Here is a 17182-nt window from a genome sequence, read left to right on the forward strand (position 1 = left end):
ACTCTTTTAAAAATTAACAGAGATACCGGCAGTCCATGTACGCGGCGTTGGCGCTGCTGCAGGATTACCATTGCCACCGGAAAAATCAGGATCCAGGTCTTGCCGGTTCTTTTTCCAGAGAATAAGGTTCAGGTTATTGGCATATAGGAACAGCTGCATGCCCGCAAAAGGCAGTTGCTTCCATATGGCTCTATCCAGTGAATATTGAAGCCGTACATCCTGCAGGCGGATATTATCACCTGGTAATACATTCACTTCCGATCCGGCATAAAACTCATCGCGGTAAGTAGCTATGGGGTATACCAGTGACGGCACGTCGGTATTTTGTTCATCGCCTTTCTGGCGCCATCTCCGGTAATAATCTGCACTGCCACTGGAAGACTGGAACAGGGAAGCATAATTAAGCGTTGGCTTGCGGAAAAAATAAGCCAGACGGTAAGTAATATTTGCAGACAGAGCGAATCCCTTCCAGCTTATAGTATTGCGAAAAAAACCAGAATAGAGCGGAAATGAAGAACCTGAAAAGCCCTGGTTTTGCACTGAGTCACTGATAATATCTACATAGTTTTTCGTAGCCTGCCCTTTATATAGTCCCCTGGGATCACCGGTTTCGGGGTCGAGCCCCGCCCACTTGTAACTGTATAAACCATAGGCTACCCTGCCCGGAAAAGGATAAAGCCCGTAATTGATATAATTGGAAATTAAATAATTGGGATTATTGAGCTTGTCTACTACCATTCGTGCATAGCTTAACCCGAAATTGGTTTCCCACCTTATCTTTCCTTTTATATTTGTTGAGTTGATGAGCAGGTCGAAACCACTTCCTTTTAAACTGGCTGCGTTTAAAGAATAGGATGTAACGCCCCTGGTAGGATCAACCGGTACGTTGCTGATGAGGTCAACTGCTTTTTTATGGAACACATCAACACTTCCCGACAGCCGATTGGCCAAAGCCGAGAACTCAAGGCCATAGTTGATAATGCGCACTTGCTCCCAACGAAGATCGGGGTTAGGCGCTCCCGGTGTAGCCTGCGGAAAACCCGTCACAGTTGAAGTTCCGGAATATCTAATGGTAGGCAGGCCTGAAACAGAATTGTTGGTGTTACCTGTATACCCCAGCGAACCACGAAGCGTTAACATGGGAAGCCACGACAATTTGTAAAAACGTTCTTCGGAGAGTTTCCAGCTGGCGCCCACAGACCATAAAGGTTTCCACCTGCTGTTTGTATTTACACCATATACATTGGAACCATCGCGGCGGGCGCTTCCGTACAAGGTATATTTGCCCTGGTATGTATACGACACATTGGATAACACCGAAATAAACCGGTTATTGGTTTTTGCTCCCAGCGTATTACCGGAAGGAATTGCAGCAGAACCGCCCAGTCCTCCATAGGTAGGAAAATTGGTAGCATAATCCATATTGGCTTTGTAGGAGCCGTTATCGTTATTATATCCGTAAAAGCGGTTGCTTATAGTACTGCTGACTCTTTCCGAAAACTCTCCGGCAAATAAGGCTGCTAATTGATGCTGTCCGCCAAATCTCCTGTTCACATTCAATTGCGCCCTTGCATTATGGTTGGCGGATTTTGATGTCGACGTGGCAAGAATACCTCCTATAGGAACAGGATTTCTCAGGTTAGCATTGGTTTGCGAAAGATTCGTGTAAAGATTGACCAGGTTGCGGGCGAAGAAAGAAGCAGGGCTGTTATTGGTTGCACTTGATAACACCTGATCGATATACTGATACTTTATATCCGCCGTTATCCATGAATTTAACCGATAAGACAATCCGAGGTTGATACGGGCAAAACGGGTAGTTCTGTTTTCATCGGCAAGCTGAATTTCTTCAAGTGGCCTGTATTGCCAGTCAAGCAACCGGCCTCCACCAGCAGTATCGGTATATGCCTTCCTCACACTGATAGGTATAGCTGCCGGGCTTCCGTCATCATTTACCAAACGTACATAAGGATATAGCGTGTTCAATCCAAAACTTACAGACCTGTCGATAGTATTACTGAAATTAAAGCCAGCCTGGATATCAAGCCGCTTTACCGGCTTAAACACAAAGTTTGAGCTAAGGGTATATTGGCTCATCCCCTTTCCTCCTTTTATGTCGGACATGAAGTTATTATAACCGCCAGTAACCGAATAGTTCATACCGGCATTGCCGCCTGAAAAGCTCAGGTAATGCTGTTGTGATAATGCCGGGTGATAAACATACTGTTGCAGATCGTTGCGGAGATCAAAGTTCCTAAAGGCATCTATCTGCGCAGCAGCCTCCGGGTCTGTGATCAGCCCGTTCCGCTGGCGGGCCAGTATTTCTACCACAGGTGTAACAACGGGCCTCGAAGTTGTATTATTGATAATGTTATCATAGTAGCCACGGCCAAATAAAAAGCGCTCAAGATCTATTATATCCGTACTGTTGATCAAAGGGTAATAGAACAGGTCGGGACGTTCTTTTAGCGTTACATTCGAAGAAGCTGTTATTTGCAGCGGCTGATTGTATCGTCCTTTTTTTGTAGTGATCACTATTACGCCATTACCCGCTCTTGCCCCCCAGATAGATGCGGAGGCAGCATCTTTCAACACGGTCAGACTTTCTACATCATTCGGGTTAATGCTGCTAAGATCACCTTCGTATGGAAAATTATCGAGGATGATTAAAGGAGCGCTTGTTGTACCCAGCCTTTGCAAAGTACTCACCCCTCTTATTTGTATAGAGGCACTTGCATTGGCATTCTTTTTATCAAATGACACCCCCGGCACCGTTCCATCTAAACGGCCCAGGATATCCATTCCTGCCCTGCGATGATATTGTGCGCTATCCAGCACCGCGAATGCGCCCACGTATCTTTCCTTGTTCACGGTCTGGTAACCGGTATTGATACTTACCACCACATTATCGAGCTCGCCCACGTTAACACTAAGCCTGGCTATAATGCCGGATTGCCCGTTTACCGGCATTTCCACCGGTTTATACCCTGCGAACGAAAACTGTAAAACACCGTCCGGCGGCACGCCTGAGAGGGAAAAACTGCCATCATTACCCGCCGCCACTCTTCTTGTTGTTCCTTTTATAAGTATATAAGCCCCCGGCAAAGGGTCGCCGCCGGTTGTTTGCACCTGTCCCGTTACCGTTTGCCCGTCTCCTGACATGGGGAAAGGAACTGGCTCACCGGATAGCGCGGCATCGGCAGCGGTGAGCTCCACCGTTTGCCGCTCAGCATTGTATTCCCACCTGAGCTTGCGCGACGTGAGCAAACTGTTCAATACTTCCTGTAACGGTACCCCGGTAAAATCTATCGTTAGCTTATCGGGAGGCAGCAAACGATCGGCATAAAAGAAGCGTACCCCGGTTTGTTGCTGAATATCCTTTAAAATTTCTTTTAAAGAAACATCGGCTTTGTGCAAAGTCACCCGTTTGGCAATGGGTTGTGCGCGGCTTTGCGAACGACCGGTAGCATTCAAGGCGCAGCATAACAGCAGCGCCAGTGTACACCGCAGCAAGGCGTACACACTAATGGATCTTCTCATACTCAGTAAGGTTAATAGCCTGTAAAACAAGGGCTTTCAAGCATATTGGCTTTGGAACACACAAGTAAACATGAATACATCGGGTGCCGCAGGATTTTGTGGGTGCTATATTTTAAAAAAATTTTAAACGCATAGGTTGGTATTTGAAATATGTGTCCTCTATGTAACAGGCACGCAGTAAACACCATGCTATTAAACAAACTGAGTATGCCGGAATCTCCCTTGCTATCAGGCACCAAAAAACTGCCGGTCACCGACGAAACGCTGATCAACCGCATTAAAGCAGGCGACTTTACTGCCTTCCTGGCTATAAGGGACAGGCATTATAAATACCTGGTAGTATATGCCTATCATTTTACACGCTGTGAACAGGAATCGCTGGATATCGTCCAGGAATGTTTTATCGATTTCTGGGAAAGGCGCCACTCATTGAAAGGCGCCAGCTTTAATATAGCAGCCTATCTTACTACAGCCACACGTTACCGTTCGCTGGATCACCTGGAGAAGATAAGAACGCGGCAAAAACACACGGTGCGTTATTATAGCCGCCAGCATAAAATCTATACGCCCGATCCCGCCGTAAATAGTGAACTGAAACAGGAATTACATGAGGCCATACATTCCCTTCCGGCGCAACAGTTTAAGGTTTTTGTTGACAAATACATAGAAGGCAAGCGCTATAAGGAGATCTCGGAATGTCATGGTATCACTGAAAACACCGTACGCAGTTATCTTGCAGAAGCGATGAAGCAGCTACGGATGAAATTAATTCACCTAAAGTAAGTAAGATGCTTACACCTGCAGATATGCAAGAAGACAAACACCTGGAACTGCATCGCCTGATGACTGATGAGATCTTTGGTACGCCCCCGCCTGAAGACTCGCAGCGGCTGAACCAACTGCTACGGGAGCCCTGGGCGCGCCGTGAATGGATCACCTTCCGTGAAACTTTTAAAGACCCTTCTGTTGTTGAAAATATCAATCGCCTGGTAGACTCCGAAATGCAGGAGGCTGCGGGCGCCGGCCTGGCTAAAACCATCCGTAAAAGGAAACATAAGCGGCAGTGGCGCCGTGCAGCGGTTTCGTCGACACTAGTAATAGCAGCTGCTTTTGGATGGATGTACCTGGGCCGTGCCGGGCATATGCCGGCTGTTGAACATTTTTCGTCGCCGGCCTTTACGCAAAATGCTTATGCCGGCGCACCTGCGATGGTTACACCTGCACTTAAGCTGCAGCTTGCCAACGGACAGACCATTGACTTGGCAGCCACAGCAAAACTTAACGCGGGTACTGCAACGCTTTATAACGATACCGCACAACGTATGCTGTGGTTTTCGGGTAACAACGGGCGGCCACACCAGCTGAACACGCTGATAGTGCCGCCGGGGCTGGATTATCATGTACGGCTTTCGGATGGTACGGAAGTATTTCTGAATGCCACGAGCCTGCTTTCATTTCCATTCCAGTTTGGCAGCGGCAGGCGGGAGATCTTTATAGAGGGGGAAGCATTTGTGAAGGTGGCGCCTGCTACCAACCAGCCGTTCATTGTACATCTGCCGGCCACCACAGTAGAGGCGCTGGGCACTGCGTTTAATATTAATACATATGATAGTAACAAGATCACGGTATCGTTACAGCAGGGATGCGTACGGCTGAATACACCGGGGCAGCCGCCGGTAAAACTGGAACCGGGCATGCAGGCTGTTGTGCATAACAATGCAGCTACTACCGTCAGGTTATTTGGCAAGGAAGAATTAAGCTGGACTAATGGCGCCTATACTATGGACAACACCCCCCTTGGCGCGCTGGCCAACGTGCTTCCACGCTGGTTTGGCATTAAGGTAGTATTTGACAGGCCTTCGCTGCGCGAGGAAAGGTTTACCGGCACCCTTCTGAAAAAGGAACCACTGGCAAGTTTTCTTTCGACACTGGAGCGCACTGCCAATGTGAAAACCTATTACGACGAAGGGATCCTGCATATACAGTAAGCGAACAGCTTGCTGTGAAAGTATGAGCTGGCAGGCAGCGTTGCACGGTTCACCGGTACCCTGTGTTTGTTGCTAAAGTTCCCCTATTCCATTTTACCCGATTTTACCTTAACTAAACCGTAATCCGTCTGCATGAGAACCTCATCCCTGTGTGCCTTTGCCCTCGAGGCGCTGGTATTGTTTTTTCTTAGCTTTTATGCGTATACCGCATTCAGTAAATTCTGGGACTACCGTTTGTTCCTGGTATTAGCCCGTTTTCAGCCCGGCGTGGGCGCCATTCCCATGTTCCTTAAAATTGTTTTTCCGCTGGCAGAGATAAGTCTTGCTATATTATTACTCTTCAGCCATTTGCGGAAACCTGTTTTTTATATCATCATTATCTCTTTATCCATTATCCTCTGCTATCGTTTATTTCTACTGGTTAAAGGCGTACACTTGCCATGTGTTTGCGGCCCGTTGTTCAGGGGCCTGAGTGAATTTCAGCATTTGTTGTTCAACGCCGTATTGTTGGTTCTGGCTCTTGGAGCAATATTGCTCATCCGTTCCTCCGTCACCAAATCACCCAGAATATGAAAAAACGCACATTGGTAATGGGGCTATACGCCTTCATTCTTGCTGCCGGCACGAGTGCCTTTACTGCTAAACAGGAAGCCGCTCTTTCGCCTTTGATCTGGTTCGATCCAAATGTCAGCTACCAGTTCCAGTATTATGGAACGGTGCCAGATGCACAGACTAATATCGGCGGTTACCCTTACCCGGGTACGCTGGTCATTAGTGCAGGCTTTTACTTCTGGCGAAGCACCAATCCTACGAATTCCAATCCTTTTGACACGATTGTTTATGGCGCCTGGTCGGGCAACCCTACCTATGGCACCACACTAAAGCTCAATGGAGATGGTTATCCGTTATTACAGGCGGATGAATTTCTTTGGGAGCAATAGTTATTGATACCCGGGATTTTGAACCAGGTTGGGATTGAGTTGTATTTCCTCATCAGGAATTGGCAGCAGCTGATCCGATGGCTGCCAATAGCTGCCCTTCTCTTTACCCAGCACTGCATTTGCCTGTGATGTTCGTTTGAGGTCGTACCATCGGTGGCCCCATTCGAACATCATTTCCACCCTGCGTTCATTGGCGATGGTTTTCTCCAATGAAGCGGCGCTGATGGTATCGGGCAAAGCCGGCAGGTTAGCACGTTTACGGATGAGATTAACATCGGCAACGGCTGCTGTTATATTTCCCAGGTGCAGGTAAGCTTCTGCACGGTTGAGATATACTTCGGCCAATCGCATAAAACAGATCTTCTCCGTGATGTTGGGAATGGCGCGGGATATGTATTTGAAAGGGTAGTAATAATTTTTTCCGCCTACGATAACAGTACGCAGCCATGTTTTCTGCCGCATGTCGCCGGCTTCGAATGCGGCCATGAGACTAGCGGTAGCAGTAAGCTGCGGCCGGAGCAGGGCACTTGCAGGGATGTAAGTGGTGGCCTGCATGATCATGGGTATTTCGCTGTTAAAACCCAGCTGCCAGATGACCTCTTTACTGGTTGTCAGAAATACGCCTGAAAGATTTTCTTCAATGACATACATCCTGCTGTTGATCACCTTTGTTGCTGCATCTATCGCCTGCTGCCAATGTTGCCTATATAGTTGTACACGGCTGAGGAATGCCAGGGCGGCTTCTTTGCAGGGCCTTGTTTTAACATCGCCGGCAACATAACTGCCCAACTCCTGCGTTGCCGCAACAGCATCGGCTATGATAAGATCCCATACTTCTTTTTCGCTTGCCCTGGGCAGTTCTTTATTTACAGCATAGTCTATCCCTGTTTGCAAAGGCACGCCGCCAAAGAGGTTTACCATATGATAGTAGAGGAAAGCGCGCATGAGATGCATTTCGCCCGTGAGCTGTTTGTTCCTGGCAGCGCTCACCCCGGTACTGTTTTGCAAACCCTGCAGGCAGGCGTTGGCATGGTAGATATACTCGTAACCTTTACGCCAGAAATTATTCGTTACCATGGTATTCCCCGGCAGCAACGAATTATTTTGGAAAACATCGCGTGTAGGACTTGCAGCCGTGCTTACCAGGTCATCGCTCATGAGGGAAAGCAGCAGCGAGAACATACAATCGCTGAAGTTATCCTGCTGCCCCATTTTACTATAGAGGCCGCGTACACTCTGTTCTGCCGTTTCATCACTTGAGAAAACATATTCCTCACCGGTCAACTGCGGCGGTGCAGCAACATCCACAAAAGCCGAGCAACCCGCCAGCAGCAACACAAAGCCAGGCAGCACCATTTTCAAAAGATATTTCATATATTTTTTTTATAAAACATTCATTCTATACCTTTCCCTACCACTGCACTGTTACACCTATATTCAGCGATCTTACCGGCGGCAGTTTTATAAACTGCGGGTTCTCGGGATCGGCGCCCTGGTAACCGGTGATGGTAAAGAAGTTCTGCGCCTGCAGGTAAACCGTTGCAGTTTTAATACTGCAGCGCCTTAGCCATTTTTCCTTCAACGTATAAGCCAATTCAATATTCTTTATCCTGATATAAGATGCATCGCTATAAATAGCATCACTTTTCGCGAGGTAAAGCGTTGCCGCTGTATAGGCAGCGCTGCCCGGGTCTCTCGTCAACTTCTGGTACTTTGCGATATCGCCGGGTTGCTTCCAGTAGTTATCCAGTAAATAAACCGGTGCGTTGGCATTGGCGGCGGGAACACCATATTGCGACAGGGCATTCAATCCAATTTGTTTCTTAAAGGAGCAGAAGACGGAAAGCCGCCAGTACTTTTTGAAGCTGAGTTCCTGTTGTAAGCCGCCGTAATAGCGGGGTGCAGCGTCGCCGAACGAAATGTAGTCGGCAGTATTGAAGACACCGTTACCATCTTTATCTTCTACCTCGTAAATACCGGTTGCCGGATTCACTCTTTTGAGATGAAAGCCACGCAATACCGTGATAGGTTCGCCTATAGCCATGGAGGTGGCATTTGAGGAGCGTTCCAGCCCGGGATAAGCAAGCAGTTTGTTCCTGTTGAAACTGATATTGAACGAGGAAGTCCATTTCCAGGTTTTATTTTTCAGGGGAGTAGCGAGCAATTCAATTTCGAGTCCCCTGTTGCGCACCATTGCCGGGAAATTGGCCATGACCCTGGGGAAACCTGTTTGCGCAGGCGCCTGCTGGAATAAGAGTTGGTTGCCTGTACGGCTCTGGTATAATGCCAGTCCGAGGAGCAACTTGTTTTTGAAGAAGCCGAGGTCGAGCCCCAGTTCCATTTTCCAGGTTTTCTCCCAGCGGTAGTTATTATTGAACGGCGTAGCCGGTGCAAGCGCTGGTTGCCCCTGGTAAGTAGCTGTGGAAGTGAACGTACTCATGTACTGGTAATTTCCGATACCGTCGTTACCCGTAATACCTGCGCTGGCTTTCAATTTACTGAACGAGAGGAAGGGCAGTTTGAAAACCCAGGCAGCCCCTAATGCGCCGAAGTTGGAATAACGTTTACCCGGTGCGAACCTGCTGCTGGCATCCCTGTTGGCTGAAAGGTTGATGATATAAGTGTTGCGGATGTTGTAGTTGGCGCGGGCATATACTGCCATATAGCGATAGTCGCCTTCGATACGTTTAAGGTTACGGTTGGGTGATGCGAGGAAACCATAGAGATCATCGGGCAGGAAGTTACTGCCTGTCAACGACAAAGAGATGGAACGGCTTTGCTGTAAGGTGAAGCCGCATAACACCTGCAACCATCCCCGGCCAAGTTCAGCGCTATATTCCACGCGTGGTTCTATGATATATGTTTTGATGCTGGCATCTCTAATAGTAGCGCTGTTGGTTTCGTTACTTGCAGGTGATTTTGATTTCAGTGGTACCAGTTTCGATTCATTGATGACATAGGAGTCGAATCCCATAGCGGTAACCAGGCGCCATTTTTCAGCCAGCTGATAAGAAGCATTTACACCTGTAGAGAAGTTGTCGGGTTTGCCGCGGTATTCGTTGTAAAGGGTGGCATAACCATTGGAAAGATTTGTTGCGCCATTGTATTCCCATACGAGCTTACCATTGGCATCGATGAAAGCGGGATGATTGGGCTCGAAATAGGTGGCCATAGCAAAAGGTTCACTGCCTGTTAGCGTACCTCTGAAAGTGGCATAAAGCAGGTCGACATTTATTTTAAACCTTTCGTTGGCGGAGCTATGATTTACGTTAACATGAAAGGAAGGCCGGTAAACACGGAAGCTGTTTCGTCCCGGCACATGGGCATAGGTAACTGTTTCTGCCGCATGGCCTACGTTGGCGATAAACTGCGTTCGGGCGTCGCCAAACGAGAGGGATAATTGTGCAGAAGATTGCCAGGCGGGGCGTTGTAGCAGGAGTTTATTAAAATCGGTATACCTGTTTGGATCGAAGTATAACAGTGCGTTTGCGTCGATGGGTTTGTTATCGTTGGCAAAAGCTTCGCGCAGCATATTGAGGTAGGGTGTGGTATGCATTAACTGAAGCTGGTTATTTAAGCGCGTGTAACCGCTGCCCAACCGCAGCGTTGTTTGTACGGGTCCGGCCACACCCTTTTTTGTTGTGATGAGAATGACGCCGTTGGCGCCGCGTGAGCCGAAAATAGCAGTAGCATCGGCATCCTTTAAGACTTCTATGCTTTGAATATCTGAGGGATTGAGTGTGGTAAAGGGCGAAACAGCATTTCCAAAGGCTGATTCGTCGTTGCTGTCGAAAAATGCAGATCCTGCGACAAAGGGTACGCCGTTTCTTACATACAGGGGCGTATTGGAAGTATGGCTTTTTACCAGCGTAGAACTTACAGCGCCAATGGAGGTAAGGCCACGGATGAGGACATCGAAGGCGCCGCCCGGGCTGCCATTACGTTGTGTTACCTGCAGGCCTGCCACCCTTCCTTCGAGCATAGCCAATGGATTGAGGACAGGTTGTTTTTCCATTTCGCCGGACTTGATGCTGCCTTCACTGCCGGTAGATTTCCGGCGTGAGGTATTGCCATAGGCAACAACATAGGTTTCGTCGAGGATATGTTCTTCCTGTTTTAAAACAATGACCAGGTGCGGCCCTTTTACAATTACTTCCTGTTTGGAGTAGCCGATACGGCTTACTTCGAGGATGCTGTTTTCAGCAACATTTGAGAGCAGGAAATTGCCGCTTTGGTCAACGGCAATTAATTTACTATTGCCTTTGACATTAATAGCAGTTTCCGGCAAGGGTTCGCCCGCTGAATCGACGACCCTGCCGGAGATACTGCCTGCATTGCTTATCATAGGTTTGGCCCGTGGTTTATATCCTTTGAGCGTGATGCGCCCCGATTGGGTTTGATATTCCCAGACCAGTGCTTGTTTAAGCGGCAAATGATCTAATATGTATGGCACCGTTTTACCGGCGAAGTGAACTGTTACAGTTTCTTTTATGTTGATATCCTGCGTCCAGAAGAAAACGACACCAGCCTGCGTTTTCATCTGCGTCAGTAATTCGCCCAGGGGCAGGTTCTTACCTTTCAGGGAAACCTGCTTTTTGAGCGGATCGTTCTGAGCATGAGCGGTTATTCCTTTGAAAAACAATAAAATGGCAATCGTTTTTAGCAGCAAAAAGGGTACACGGGGCTTCATGCCTTGGCTATTAATATTTTTCCACCGATATATATAAGTAACGAAAAAGGCGTTACGGACATTTTCTGCATAAGAAAATTTGTTTTTTTTATAAATGAAAAGCAGGGTAAATTTACTTACCCGTAACGAAGAAACCTAGGTAATACACTGTATGCAATCCAACCTATCTTATGCAATGATAAAACCTTGAAACACATTATTCAAGCAGCACCGGTCTTTTTTTTAAACACAGGCAGAAAAGAATTTGCCTGAAAAAAAATATAAAATGACCAATTTGTCGCATTTGACGGATGGAGAATTGATTGAGCTTCTTAAAGCAGACAACATGGACGCTTTTAGTGCGATACGTGAACGTTATCGCAAGGCGTTGTTACTTCATGCATTTGGGCAGGTTAACAATGAACAGGAAGCCCAGTGGCTTGTAAATACCTGTTTAGTTAGTTTTTGGAACCGGAGGTACGACCATGTTCCGGAAGGTTTTAACATCAGCGCCTATTTGCATAAATGTTTAAAGAATGCGATTTTTCATTACTACAAAGATTTAAAAAGGCATAATAAAACCTTTCCACCATGTTCAACGCCTCCCGAAGTAGAAACGGGAGCGGAATCTATACCCTATGAAAAGGCGATGGCTATACTTGACAAGACCTTTGCGTTGTTACCTGAGAAAATAAGGCAGGTAGCTGTTGCACGTTATATGGGACAAACGCATAAGGAGATAGCCATTGCTTTTGGCATTTCGGAGAAAACATCCATTCGTTATATTGAAGCGACGAAGAAGGTGTTTATCGACTTACTTCATAAAGCCCCCTGACTATGAGTAAACAGTCTTCCCAGGATGATGATCATCTCGGGGAATTATACCCGTTGATGTTCAGCATGCTAACAGGTGAAATCACCATCGGAGAAAAACAAAGGTTCTACCAGTTGCTGGAAGATCCACGTGCGCAGGAAGCGTGGGAGCATTTTCAGCTCGCATACAGCGATCCTGAGAAGATCACGCGTGTACGTTATTTAATGGATCATGACGATTCTTCCGACATTGCCGATATGCTTGTTGACCAGCGGCAGCAAAAGCGGAAGAGCCGTTTTGCAGCAGCTGCGATAGTGATAGCATTACTGCTTGGCGGCGCTTTTTTCTGGCAGCTGAAGAAAGCCGGTGATGTTATTATTGCAGATGATGTACTGAGTGTTACCGTAGGACATAAAAAAAGCTTTGCACTGGTTCCCGGCATCAACCAGTTAGCCAGTTACGGCATTGCTTTTTACGATAGTGTAAAACGTTCGATAAAAATACAGGCAGGTAACGCGGCCACTGATGAATTATATACGCTGAATGTACCGCCTGGGCTGCAATGTACCGTTAGTTTTCCTGATAATAGTTATGCACTCGTAAATGCGGAGAGCCGTCTTTCGTTTCCTGCCGTATTCAATAATACAGGCAGGTCGGTATCGCTTGTGGGAGAAGCTTTTTTTTCGGTGCAAAGCAATGCCAGCAAACCTTTTTATGTAAAGTTGCAGCAGAGTACGGTACATGTTCTTGGTACCAGTTTCACGGTAAATACCAAAGATTCTTTGGCAGACAAGATCACTCTTAAGGATGGTTTGGTTGCCATAGATGTTACCGGCGCACCATTGAAGCAGCTATTACCCGGGCAGACCGCTTATGCCGGCAAAGGCGCAATTAACGTTACCAGCAGCGAAGCCGGGCCGGCACAATGGGCGGAAGGCGCTTATGAATTGAATGAAATGCCGCTGCTGAAAATGGGGCCGTTGCTAAAGCAGCGTTTCAATATCCGGATCGTATTTGAACCGGGTTTTACGGAAAACATACTTTATTCGGGAACGATCAGGGCCGATGAAACGTTCGCAACGTTCCTGGATGCGTTACGCTCTCAGGGTAAAGCGCGCTTTGAATTGCATAACAACGTGTTATATGTCAGGAAATAGTGGAATACACCTATATAGCCAATAATACCTATTTTTGGGGCGTTCCATCGCCCCTTCTTTTTTAATAGCAGGAGCGGGAATTGCGAATGCCGACGCCTTCAAAGGCACTCCGGCACACTTTTCGAAGTAGAGCAGCTGAAATGTTTCAACATTTTCAAATGCTTTCGCAGCAATCAGCATGCTTCTTTAGTATTTGAGCATCGTTCATAACGGTTAACAGGAATACAACGGACAACAGCTCGCCTGAAAACTACCCATTTTTTACTTATGAATTTGCATCATATGTTACCATATGAAAAGGCAATCTTGTATTGTTTAAGGTAGTATTGTTTAATTAAGCAGGCACTGTGCCGTTGATTGAAGATTATGACGGATGAAGATAAAATGACGGAACTCTACCGGCTGATGACCGAAGAGATACTGGGAACGATAAGCAGCGCCGATGGCGAAAAGATGAATCGTTTACTCCAGGAAGAATGGGCACGCAAGGAATGGGATAAGTTTCATAAAGCATTTGAAAGTGAAGATGCGCTTGACAAAGTTGCGCTGCTCATAAAAAAGGAAGCTGTTTCGCGTGAGGCCGCTATTGCAAGTTCGACCAAGAACCGCAGGCGTTTGCTTACCGTTACGCTGGTCAGCACTTTATTTGTGGTGCTGGTTACGGGCGCCTGGTTTTACCTGAACCGGAATGCATTGGCAACAGCGCCTCCTGCTTCGGCAGTAACCCTTCAACTTGCCAGCGGTGAGAACATCGATCTTACCAATACCACACGTTTTGGTTCGGGGCATGCACAGTTTTTCAATGATACTGCATCGGATGTACTTTCTTATACACTGAGCCCGGATGCATCCAGCGCCGTGAATGTATTAAAGGTGCCGGACGGCAAACGTTATAACCTGCGCCTGCCCGATGGTACGCAGATAGCGCTTAATGCTGCAACACAACTTTCTTTCCCCGCCTATTTCAATAGTCATGGGCGTGAGATCACCATTCACGGTGAAGCTTTTTTGCAGGTAGCCAAAGATGCTGCCCGCCCGTTTGTTGTTCACCTGGCGCATACGGATATAGAGGTATTGGGTACCAGCTTTAATGTAAATTCGTACGATACAACGTCGGTTAAGGTTTCGCTTCGCGAGGGCGCCATCCGTCTTGCTTCGGGCACCAAAAGTATTTTGCTCCAGCCTGGTTCGCAGGCAATTGTTTCGCCCCGTCATGATATTGCCGTTCAAACTATTCCTTCTGAAGAACTGAAATGGTTACAGGGCCAGTATATCATGGATAATACGCCGCTGGAAGCGCTGACGGTTATTTTTCCCGACTGGTTTGGCATTCCTGTTATCATTGACGATAGTTCTTTAAACCAGCGCCGTTTCAGCGCCACTATTTTGCATAATGAGCCTATAGACAGCTTTCTGCCCCGGCTTCAAAAGGCTGCCAAAGTGCAGGCTTATTACCAGGGGAAGACGTTGCATTTGAAGAATTGAAGATTAATAGCGGAAAGCTGTAGCTGCCATTCTTAATACACGGCAGATGGCCTATAGTTCAACCGACAGTTTCACACCAAAATTTCTTCCCATACCAAAGACACCGGTGCGGCCGGTAGCCGGGTTTGCAGCAGTGTATTTTAAACGGCTGAGATGGTTTTGGTAGGCGATATCGGCCAGGTTGAAGGCGTTAAATGCAAGAGAAAAAAGTTTATGTTTTTTGCTGTTATAAATATCGGCGCCGACGCCTGCATTTAATAACCAATAGCTGGTTGTAGGCGTTTCGGTATTATATGCCGTGAAGGCGTTACCCTGGCGCAGGTTGTAATCGCTTTCGAGGCGGATGTACAGGTTGCGCAGGAATTTTCCTTTGGGCAGGAAATCGCCGCGCAGTTCCGACAAGAGCCTGGCCGGCGGGATCATAGGCACGTTACGTGTACCTTCCGTTTCATTGGAGAAACGGGCGCGGGTATAGGCAAAGGTATTGGCGATATGCAGCCAGTCTAACGGATGCGGGTGCAGATCAACCCGGATCTCACCACCGCAGAGGCTGGCATCGCGCTGGTTGAAGCGGTAAACGGTAAGCGCATCGCCTGTTTCAGGATCGATACGTATAGAATCGGCTCCTGCATTGTTTATGACCTTTTCATAAAAGATAAAGCGGTTGATGCGGTTGTAGAAAACCGATGCAGATACAGATACATGGTCGGAGTTCCACTCTACGCCGGCATCGGCCTGGAGGCTGGTTTCAGACTTCAGTGTTGTATTTCCCGATTCAAACCTGCGGGTGCCTTCGTGTGCGCCGTTACTTCCCAGCTCGGCCATATTAGGTGAGCGGAAACCGCGGGCTATATTCAGCTTAAGGGTTGTTCGCGGCGTAAGGGTATAGCTGGCGCCGATGCTGCCGGAGATATTACCATAGTCTTTTGTGAATGCCACAAAACGCGGATCGCCATTGTCATCGATCATTGGTTTGCTGTTGATATGGCGATGATCGTAGCGGATGCCGCCGCTTACAAGCAGGGCATTATAGGTGTATTGAGTAAACATAAAGCCACCGATATCGAAAAGATCGTAATCGGGGATGATCACTTCTTCGGCTTTGTTATTGTTTTGCTGGAACATACCCGTGACGCCCATGCTTGTTTTCCAGTGGTTACGTTCGGTAAGATGATACTTCAATGCATAGTTGATCGTCTGCAGCTGAAACCAGGCTTCGGGCGTACCTGTCTCCTGTGCACCATATTCCTGGCGCTGGTTGCGCTGGTATGCCACCGTGGCGGCAAAAGTATTGCTGCCCAGGCGGATATTGTTATCCCATATGAATTTGAGGTGACGGATATGCTGGTAAGGTCCGTAAGGACGCAGTCTTTTGAAATCGGCATCTGAAGCCGGCGATTCATTGCCATCGCTATCAGTTTTCAAAAAGGCGCCACTGTTATCGCGCTCCCCTTCTACCATGCCTATACGCTGGTTAAAATGGCTGGCCATAAAATGACTATATCCCCATTTTCCATTGTAGCCTAACATGCCGCCGAAATTCTTTTGATCGAATTTGGAATTAAAGACATAACCGTCGTAATGGTTTTTATAGTCGTGCGCTCCCTTATAGCTACCATAGGCGTTCCAGTTAAATCCTCTTTGCGTGCCGCTGATGCCGCCGTAGAAACCCCTGAGTCCGTTGTTGCTTTGATATTCACTGATGACCTGGCCTTTTACTGTTCCTTCGGGCGCCGGTACGAGCGACTGGATGTTGATGACACCGCCCATGGCATCGCTCCCGTACATAAGAGACGCGGGGCCTTTTAGTACTTCTATTCTTTGAACGCTGTAGTCATCTATTTCAATGCCATGTTCATCGCCCCATTGCTGCCCTTCCTGGCGCATACCATCGTTTACCACTACTACCCTGTTGTAACCCAGTCCGCGGATAACGGGTTTACTGATGGCGGGGCCGGTGGCGATGCCTGACACGCCCGGAACACGTGCGCCCAATGCGTCGATAATATTGGTGGAACTGGTTTGTAATAGCTGCTGCTGCCGTATTAATGCTACGGGCTGCGGCGATTGTTTCAAACGTGTGGCTGTAGTGACACCGGTTACAATTACGCCCTCCTGTTCCACGATGGTGGTGCCAAGGGTGAAGTTGTGCTGTACGTTTCCGTTGATGGTAATAGTGGCTACTGCGCTGGCATAACCTTCGAACGATACTTCGACCAGGTAAGTGCCTGCTTTGAGCACGGCGGTACGGAAGTTTCCGTTTTCGCTGGTAACGGCTCCCGTTTTCAGGTCGTAGATAAACACGGCTGCACCTGCCAGTGGCGCACCTGTTTTGCCATCAGTTACGGAACCATACAACCAGCCCGGGAGCAATTGGCGGTTCACTTCATTCTTTCCCTGTGCATACCCTGAAGCCATTAACAGACAGGTTATTACCGCCAGCAGCAGACATTTCTTCATCATCTCCATTTTGTTACAATGTTGCAAACATACCACTTTTCCGGTCAAACGCTGTCAACTGAAATCCTGTCTTTTTCCCCTCTCCATTACAATTCCTATCCCTTAAATTTTTTTCGTATATTTAGGAC

Annotated in this window: 11 protein-coding genes; 7 read left to right on the top strand and 4 right to left on the bottom strand. The window is 47.6% G+C overall.

Translation table 11 applies throughout. The annotated features are described in order from the left end of the window. Positions 1–6: 6 nt before the first annotated feature. Positions 7–3540 (bottom strand): SusC/RagA family TonB-linked outer membrane protein, encoded by a 3534-nt coding sequence (locus tag ESB13_RS18410; RefSeq protein ID WP_129005160.1) that lies wholly within the window; start codon positions 3538–3540, stop codon positions 7–9. Between the two features lie 207 nt (positions 3541–3747). On the opposite strand from ESB13_RS18410, the gene ESB13_RS18415 reads away from it, so the two are divergent. The 4 genes from ESB13_RS18415 (at position 3748) to ESB13_RS18430 (ending at position 6469) form a co-directional block, all read left to right on the top strand. Beyond that, positions 3748–4323, top strand: a complete 576-nt coding sequence (locus ESB13_RS18415) for an RNA polymerase sigma factor (protein ID WP_164974272.1) — start codon at positions 3748–3750, stop codon at positions 4321–4323. Positions 4324–4346: 23 nt separating this feature from the next. Then, on the top strand, positions 4347–5528 hold the full coding sequence (locus ESB13_RS18420) for a FecR family protein (RefSeq protein WP_164974273.1): 1182 nt from the start codon (positions 4347–4349) through the stop codon (positions 5526–5528). Between the two features lie 132 nt (positions 5529–5660). Continuing rightward, positions 5661–6101 carry a MauE/DoxX family redox-associated membrane protein gene (locus ESB13_RS18425; RefSeq protein ID WP_129005163.1) on the top strand — a complete coding sequence of 147 codons (441 nt, stop codon included), beginning with the start codon at positions 5661–5663 and terminating at the stop codon, positions 6099–6101. Further along, positions 6098–6469 carry a hypothetical protein gene (locus ESB13_RS18430; RefSeq protein WP_129005164.1) on the top strand — a complete coding sequence of 124 codons (372 nt, stop codon included), beginning with the start codon at positions 6098–6100 and terminating at the stop codon, positions 6467–6469. The genes ESB13_RS18425 and ESB13_RS18430 overlap by 4 nt, the downstream gene beginning before the upstream one ends. On the opposite strand, the gene ESB13_RS18435 is transcribed toward ESB13_RS18430, so the two are convergent. Continuing rightward, entirely contained in the window at positions 6470–7843 is a 1374-nt protein-coding gene (locus tag ESB13_RS18435; protein ID WP_129005165.1) for a RagB/SusD family nutrient uptake outer membrane protein, read from the bottom strand. It lies immediately after the preceding gene. A 37-nt stretch (positions 7844–7880) separates the two neighbouring features. Next, on the bottom strand, positions 7881–11159 hold the full coding sequence (locus ESB13_RS18440) for a SusC/RagA family TonB-linked outer membrane protein (protein ID WP_129005166.1): 3279 nt from the start codon (positions 11157–11159) through the stop codon (positions 7881–7883). A 265-nt stretch (positions 11160–11424) separates the two neighbouring features. Here ESB13_RS18440 and ESB13_RS18445 point away from each other — a divergent pair, with 265 nt between their 5' ends. The 3 genes from ESB13_RS18445 (at position 11425) to ESB13_RS18455 (ending at position 14594) form a co-directional block, all read left to right on the top strand. Next, positions 11425–11973: an RNA polymerase sigma factor gene (locus ESB13_RS18445; protein ID WP_129005167.1), complete on the top strand. Its 549-nt coding sequence runs from the start codon at positions 11425–11427 to the stop codon at positions 11971–11973. Between the two features lie 2 nt (positions 11974–11975). Next, positions 11976–13109, top strand: coding sequence for a FecR family protein (locus ESB13_RS18450; RefSeq protein WP_129005168.1), 1134 nt, complete (start codon positions 11976–11978; stop codon positions 13107–13109). Between the two features lie 366 nt (positions 13110–13475). Next, positions 13476–14594: a FecR family protein gene (locus ESB13_RS18455; RefSeq protein ID WP_129005169.1), complete on the top strand. Its 1119-nt coding sequence runs from the start codon at positions 13476–13478 to the stop codon at positions 14592–14594. Between the two features lie 51 nt (positions 14595–14645). Here the strand turns inward: ESB13_RS18455 and ESB13_RS18460 are convergent, their stop codons facing one another. After that, positions 14646–17057 (bottom strand): TonB-dependent receptor, encoded by a 2412-nt coding sequence (locus ESB13_RS18460; protein WP_246022623.1) that lies wholly within the window; start codon positions 17055–17057, stop codon positions 14646–14648. Positions 17058–17182 lie beyond the last annotated feature (125 nt).

Source organism: Filimonas effusa (assembly GCF_004118675.1).
GTDB classification, from domain to species: Bacteria; Bacteroidota; Bacteroidia; order Chitinophagales; family Chitinophagaceae; genus Filimonas; species Filimonas effusa.

What these genes read in the sequence shown, in the direction of transcription:
- ESB13_RS18410 (WP_129005160.1), bottom strand. Translation starts at nt 3,540, where the DNA reads ATGAGAAGATCCATTAGTGTGTACGCCTTGCTGCGGTGTACACTGGCG.
- ESB13_RS18415 (WP_164974272.1), top strand. Translation starts at nt 3,748, where the DNA reads ATGCCGGAATCTCCCTTGCTATCAGGCACCAAAAAACTGCCGGTCACC.
- ESB13_RS18420 (WP_164974273.1), top strand. Translation starts at nt 4,347, where the DNA reads ATGCAAGAAGACAAACACCTGGAACTGCATCGCCTGATGACTGATGAG.
- ESB13_RS18425 (WP_129005163.1), top strand. Translation starts at nt 5,661, where the DNA reads ATGAGAACCTCATCCCTGTGTGCCTTTGCCCTCGAGGCGCTGGTATTG.
- ESB13_RS18430 (WP_129005164.1), top strand. Translation starts at nt 6,098, where the DNA reads ATGAAAAAACGCACATTGGTAATGGGGCTATACGCCTTCATTCTTGCT.
- ESB13_RS18435 (WP_129005165.1), bottom strand. Translation starts at nt 7,843, where the DNA reads ATGAAATATCTTTTGAAAATGGTGCTGCCTGGCTTTGTGTTGCTGCTG.
- ESB13_RS18440 (WP_129005166.1), bottom strand. Translation starts at nt 11,159, where the DNA reads ATGAAGCCCCGTGTACCCTTTTTGCTGCTAAAAACGATTGCCATTTTA.
- ESB13_RS18445 (WP_129005167.1), top strand. Translation starts at nt 11,425, where the DNA reads ATGACCAATTTGTCGCATTTGACGGATGGAGAATTGATTGAGCTTCTT.
- ESB13_RS18450 (WP_129005168.1), top strand. Translation starts at nt 11,976, where the DNA reads ATGAGTAAACAGTCTTCCCAGGATGATGATCATCTCGGGGAATTATAC.
- ESB13_RS18455 (WP_129005169.1), top strand. Translation starts at nt 13,476, where the DNA reads ATGACGGATGAAGATAAAATGACGGAACTCTACCGGCTGATGACCGAA.
- ESB13_RS18460 (WP_246022623.1), bottom strand. Translation starts at nt 17,057, where the DNA reads ATGATGAAGAAATGTCTGCTGCTGGCGGTAATAACCTGTCTGTTAATG.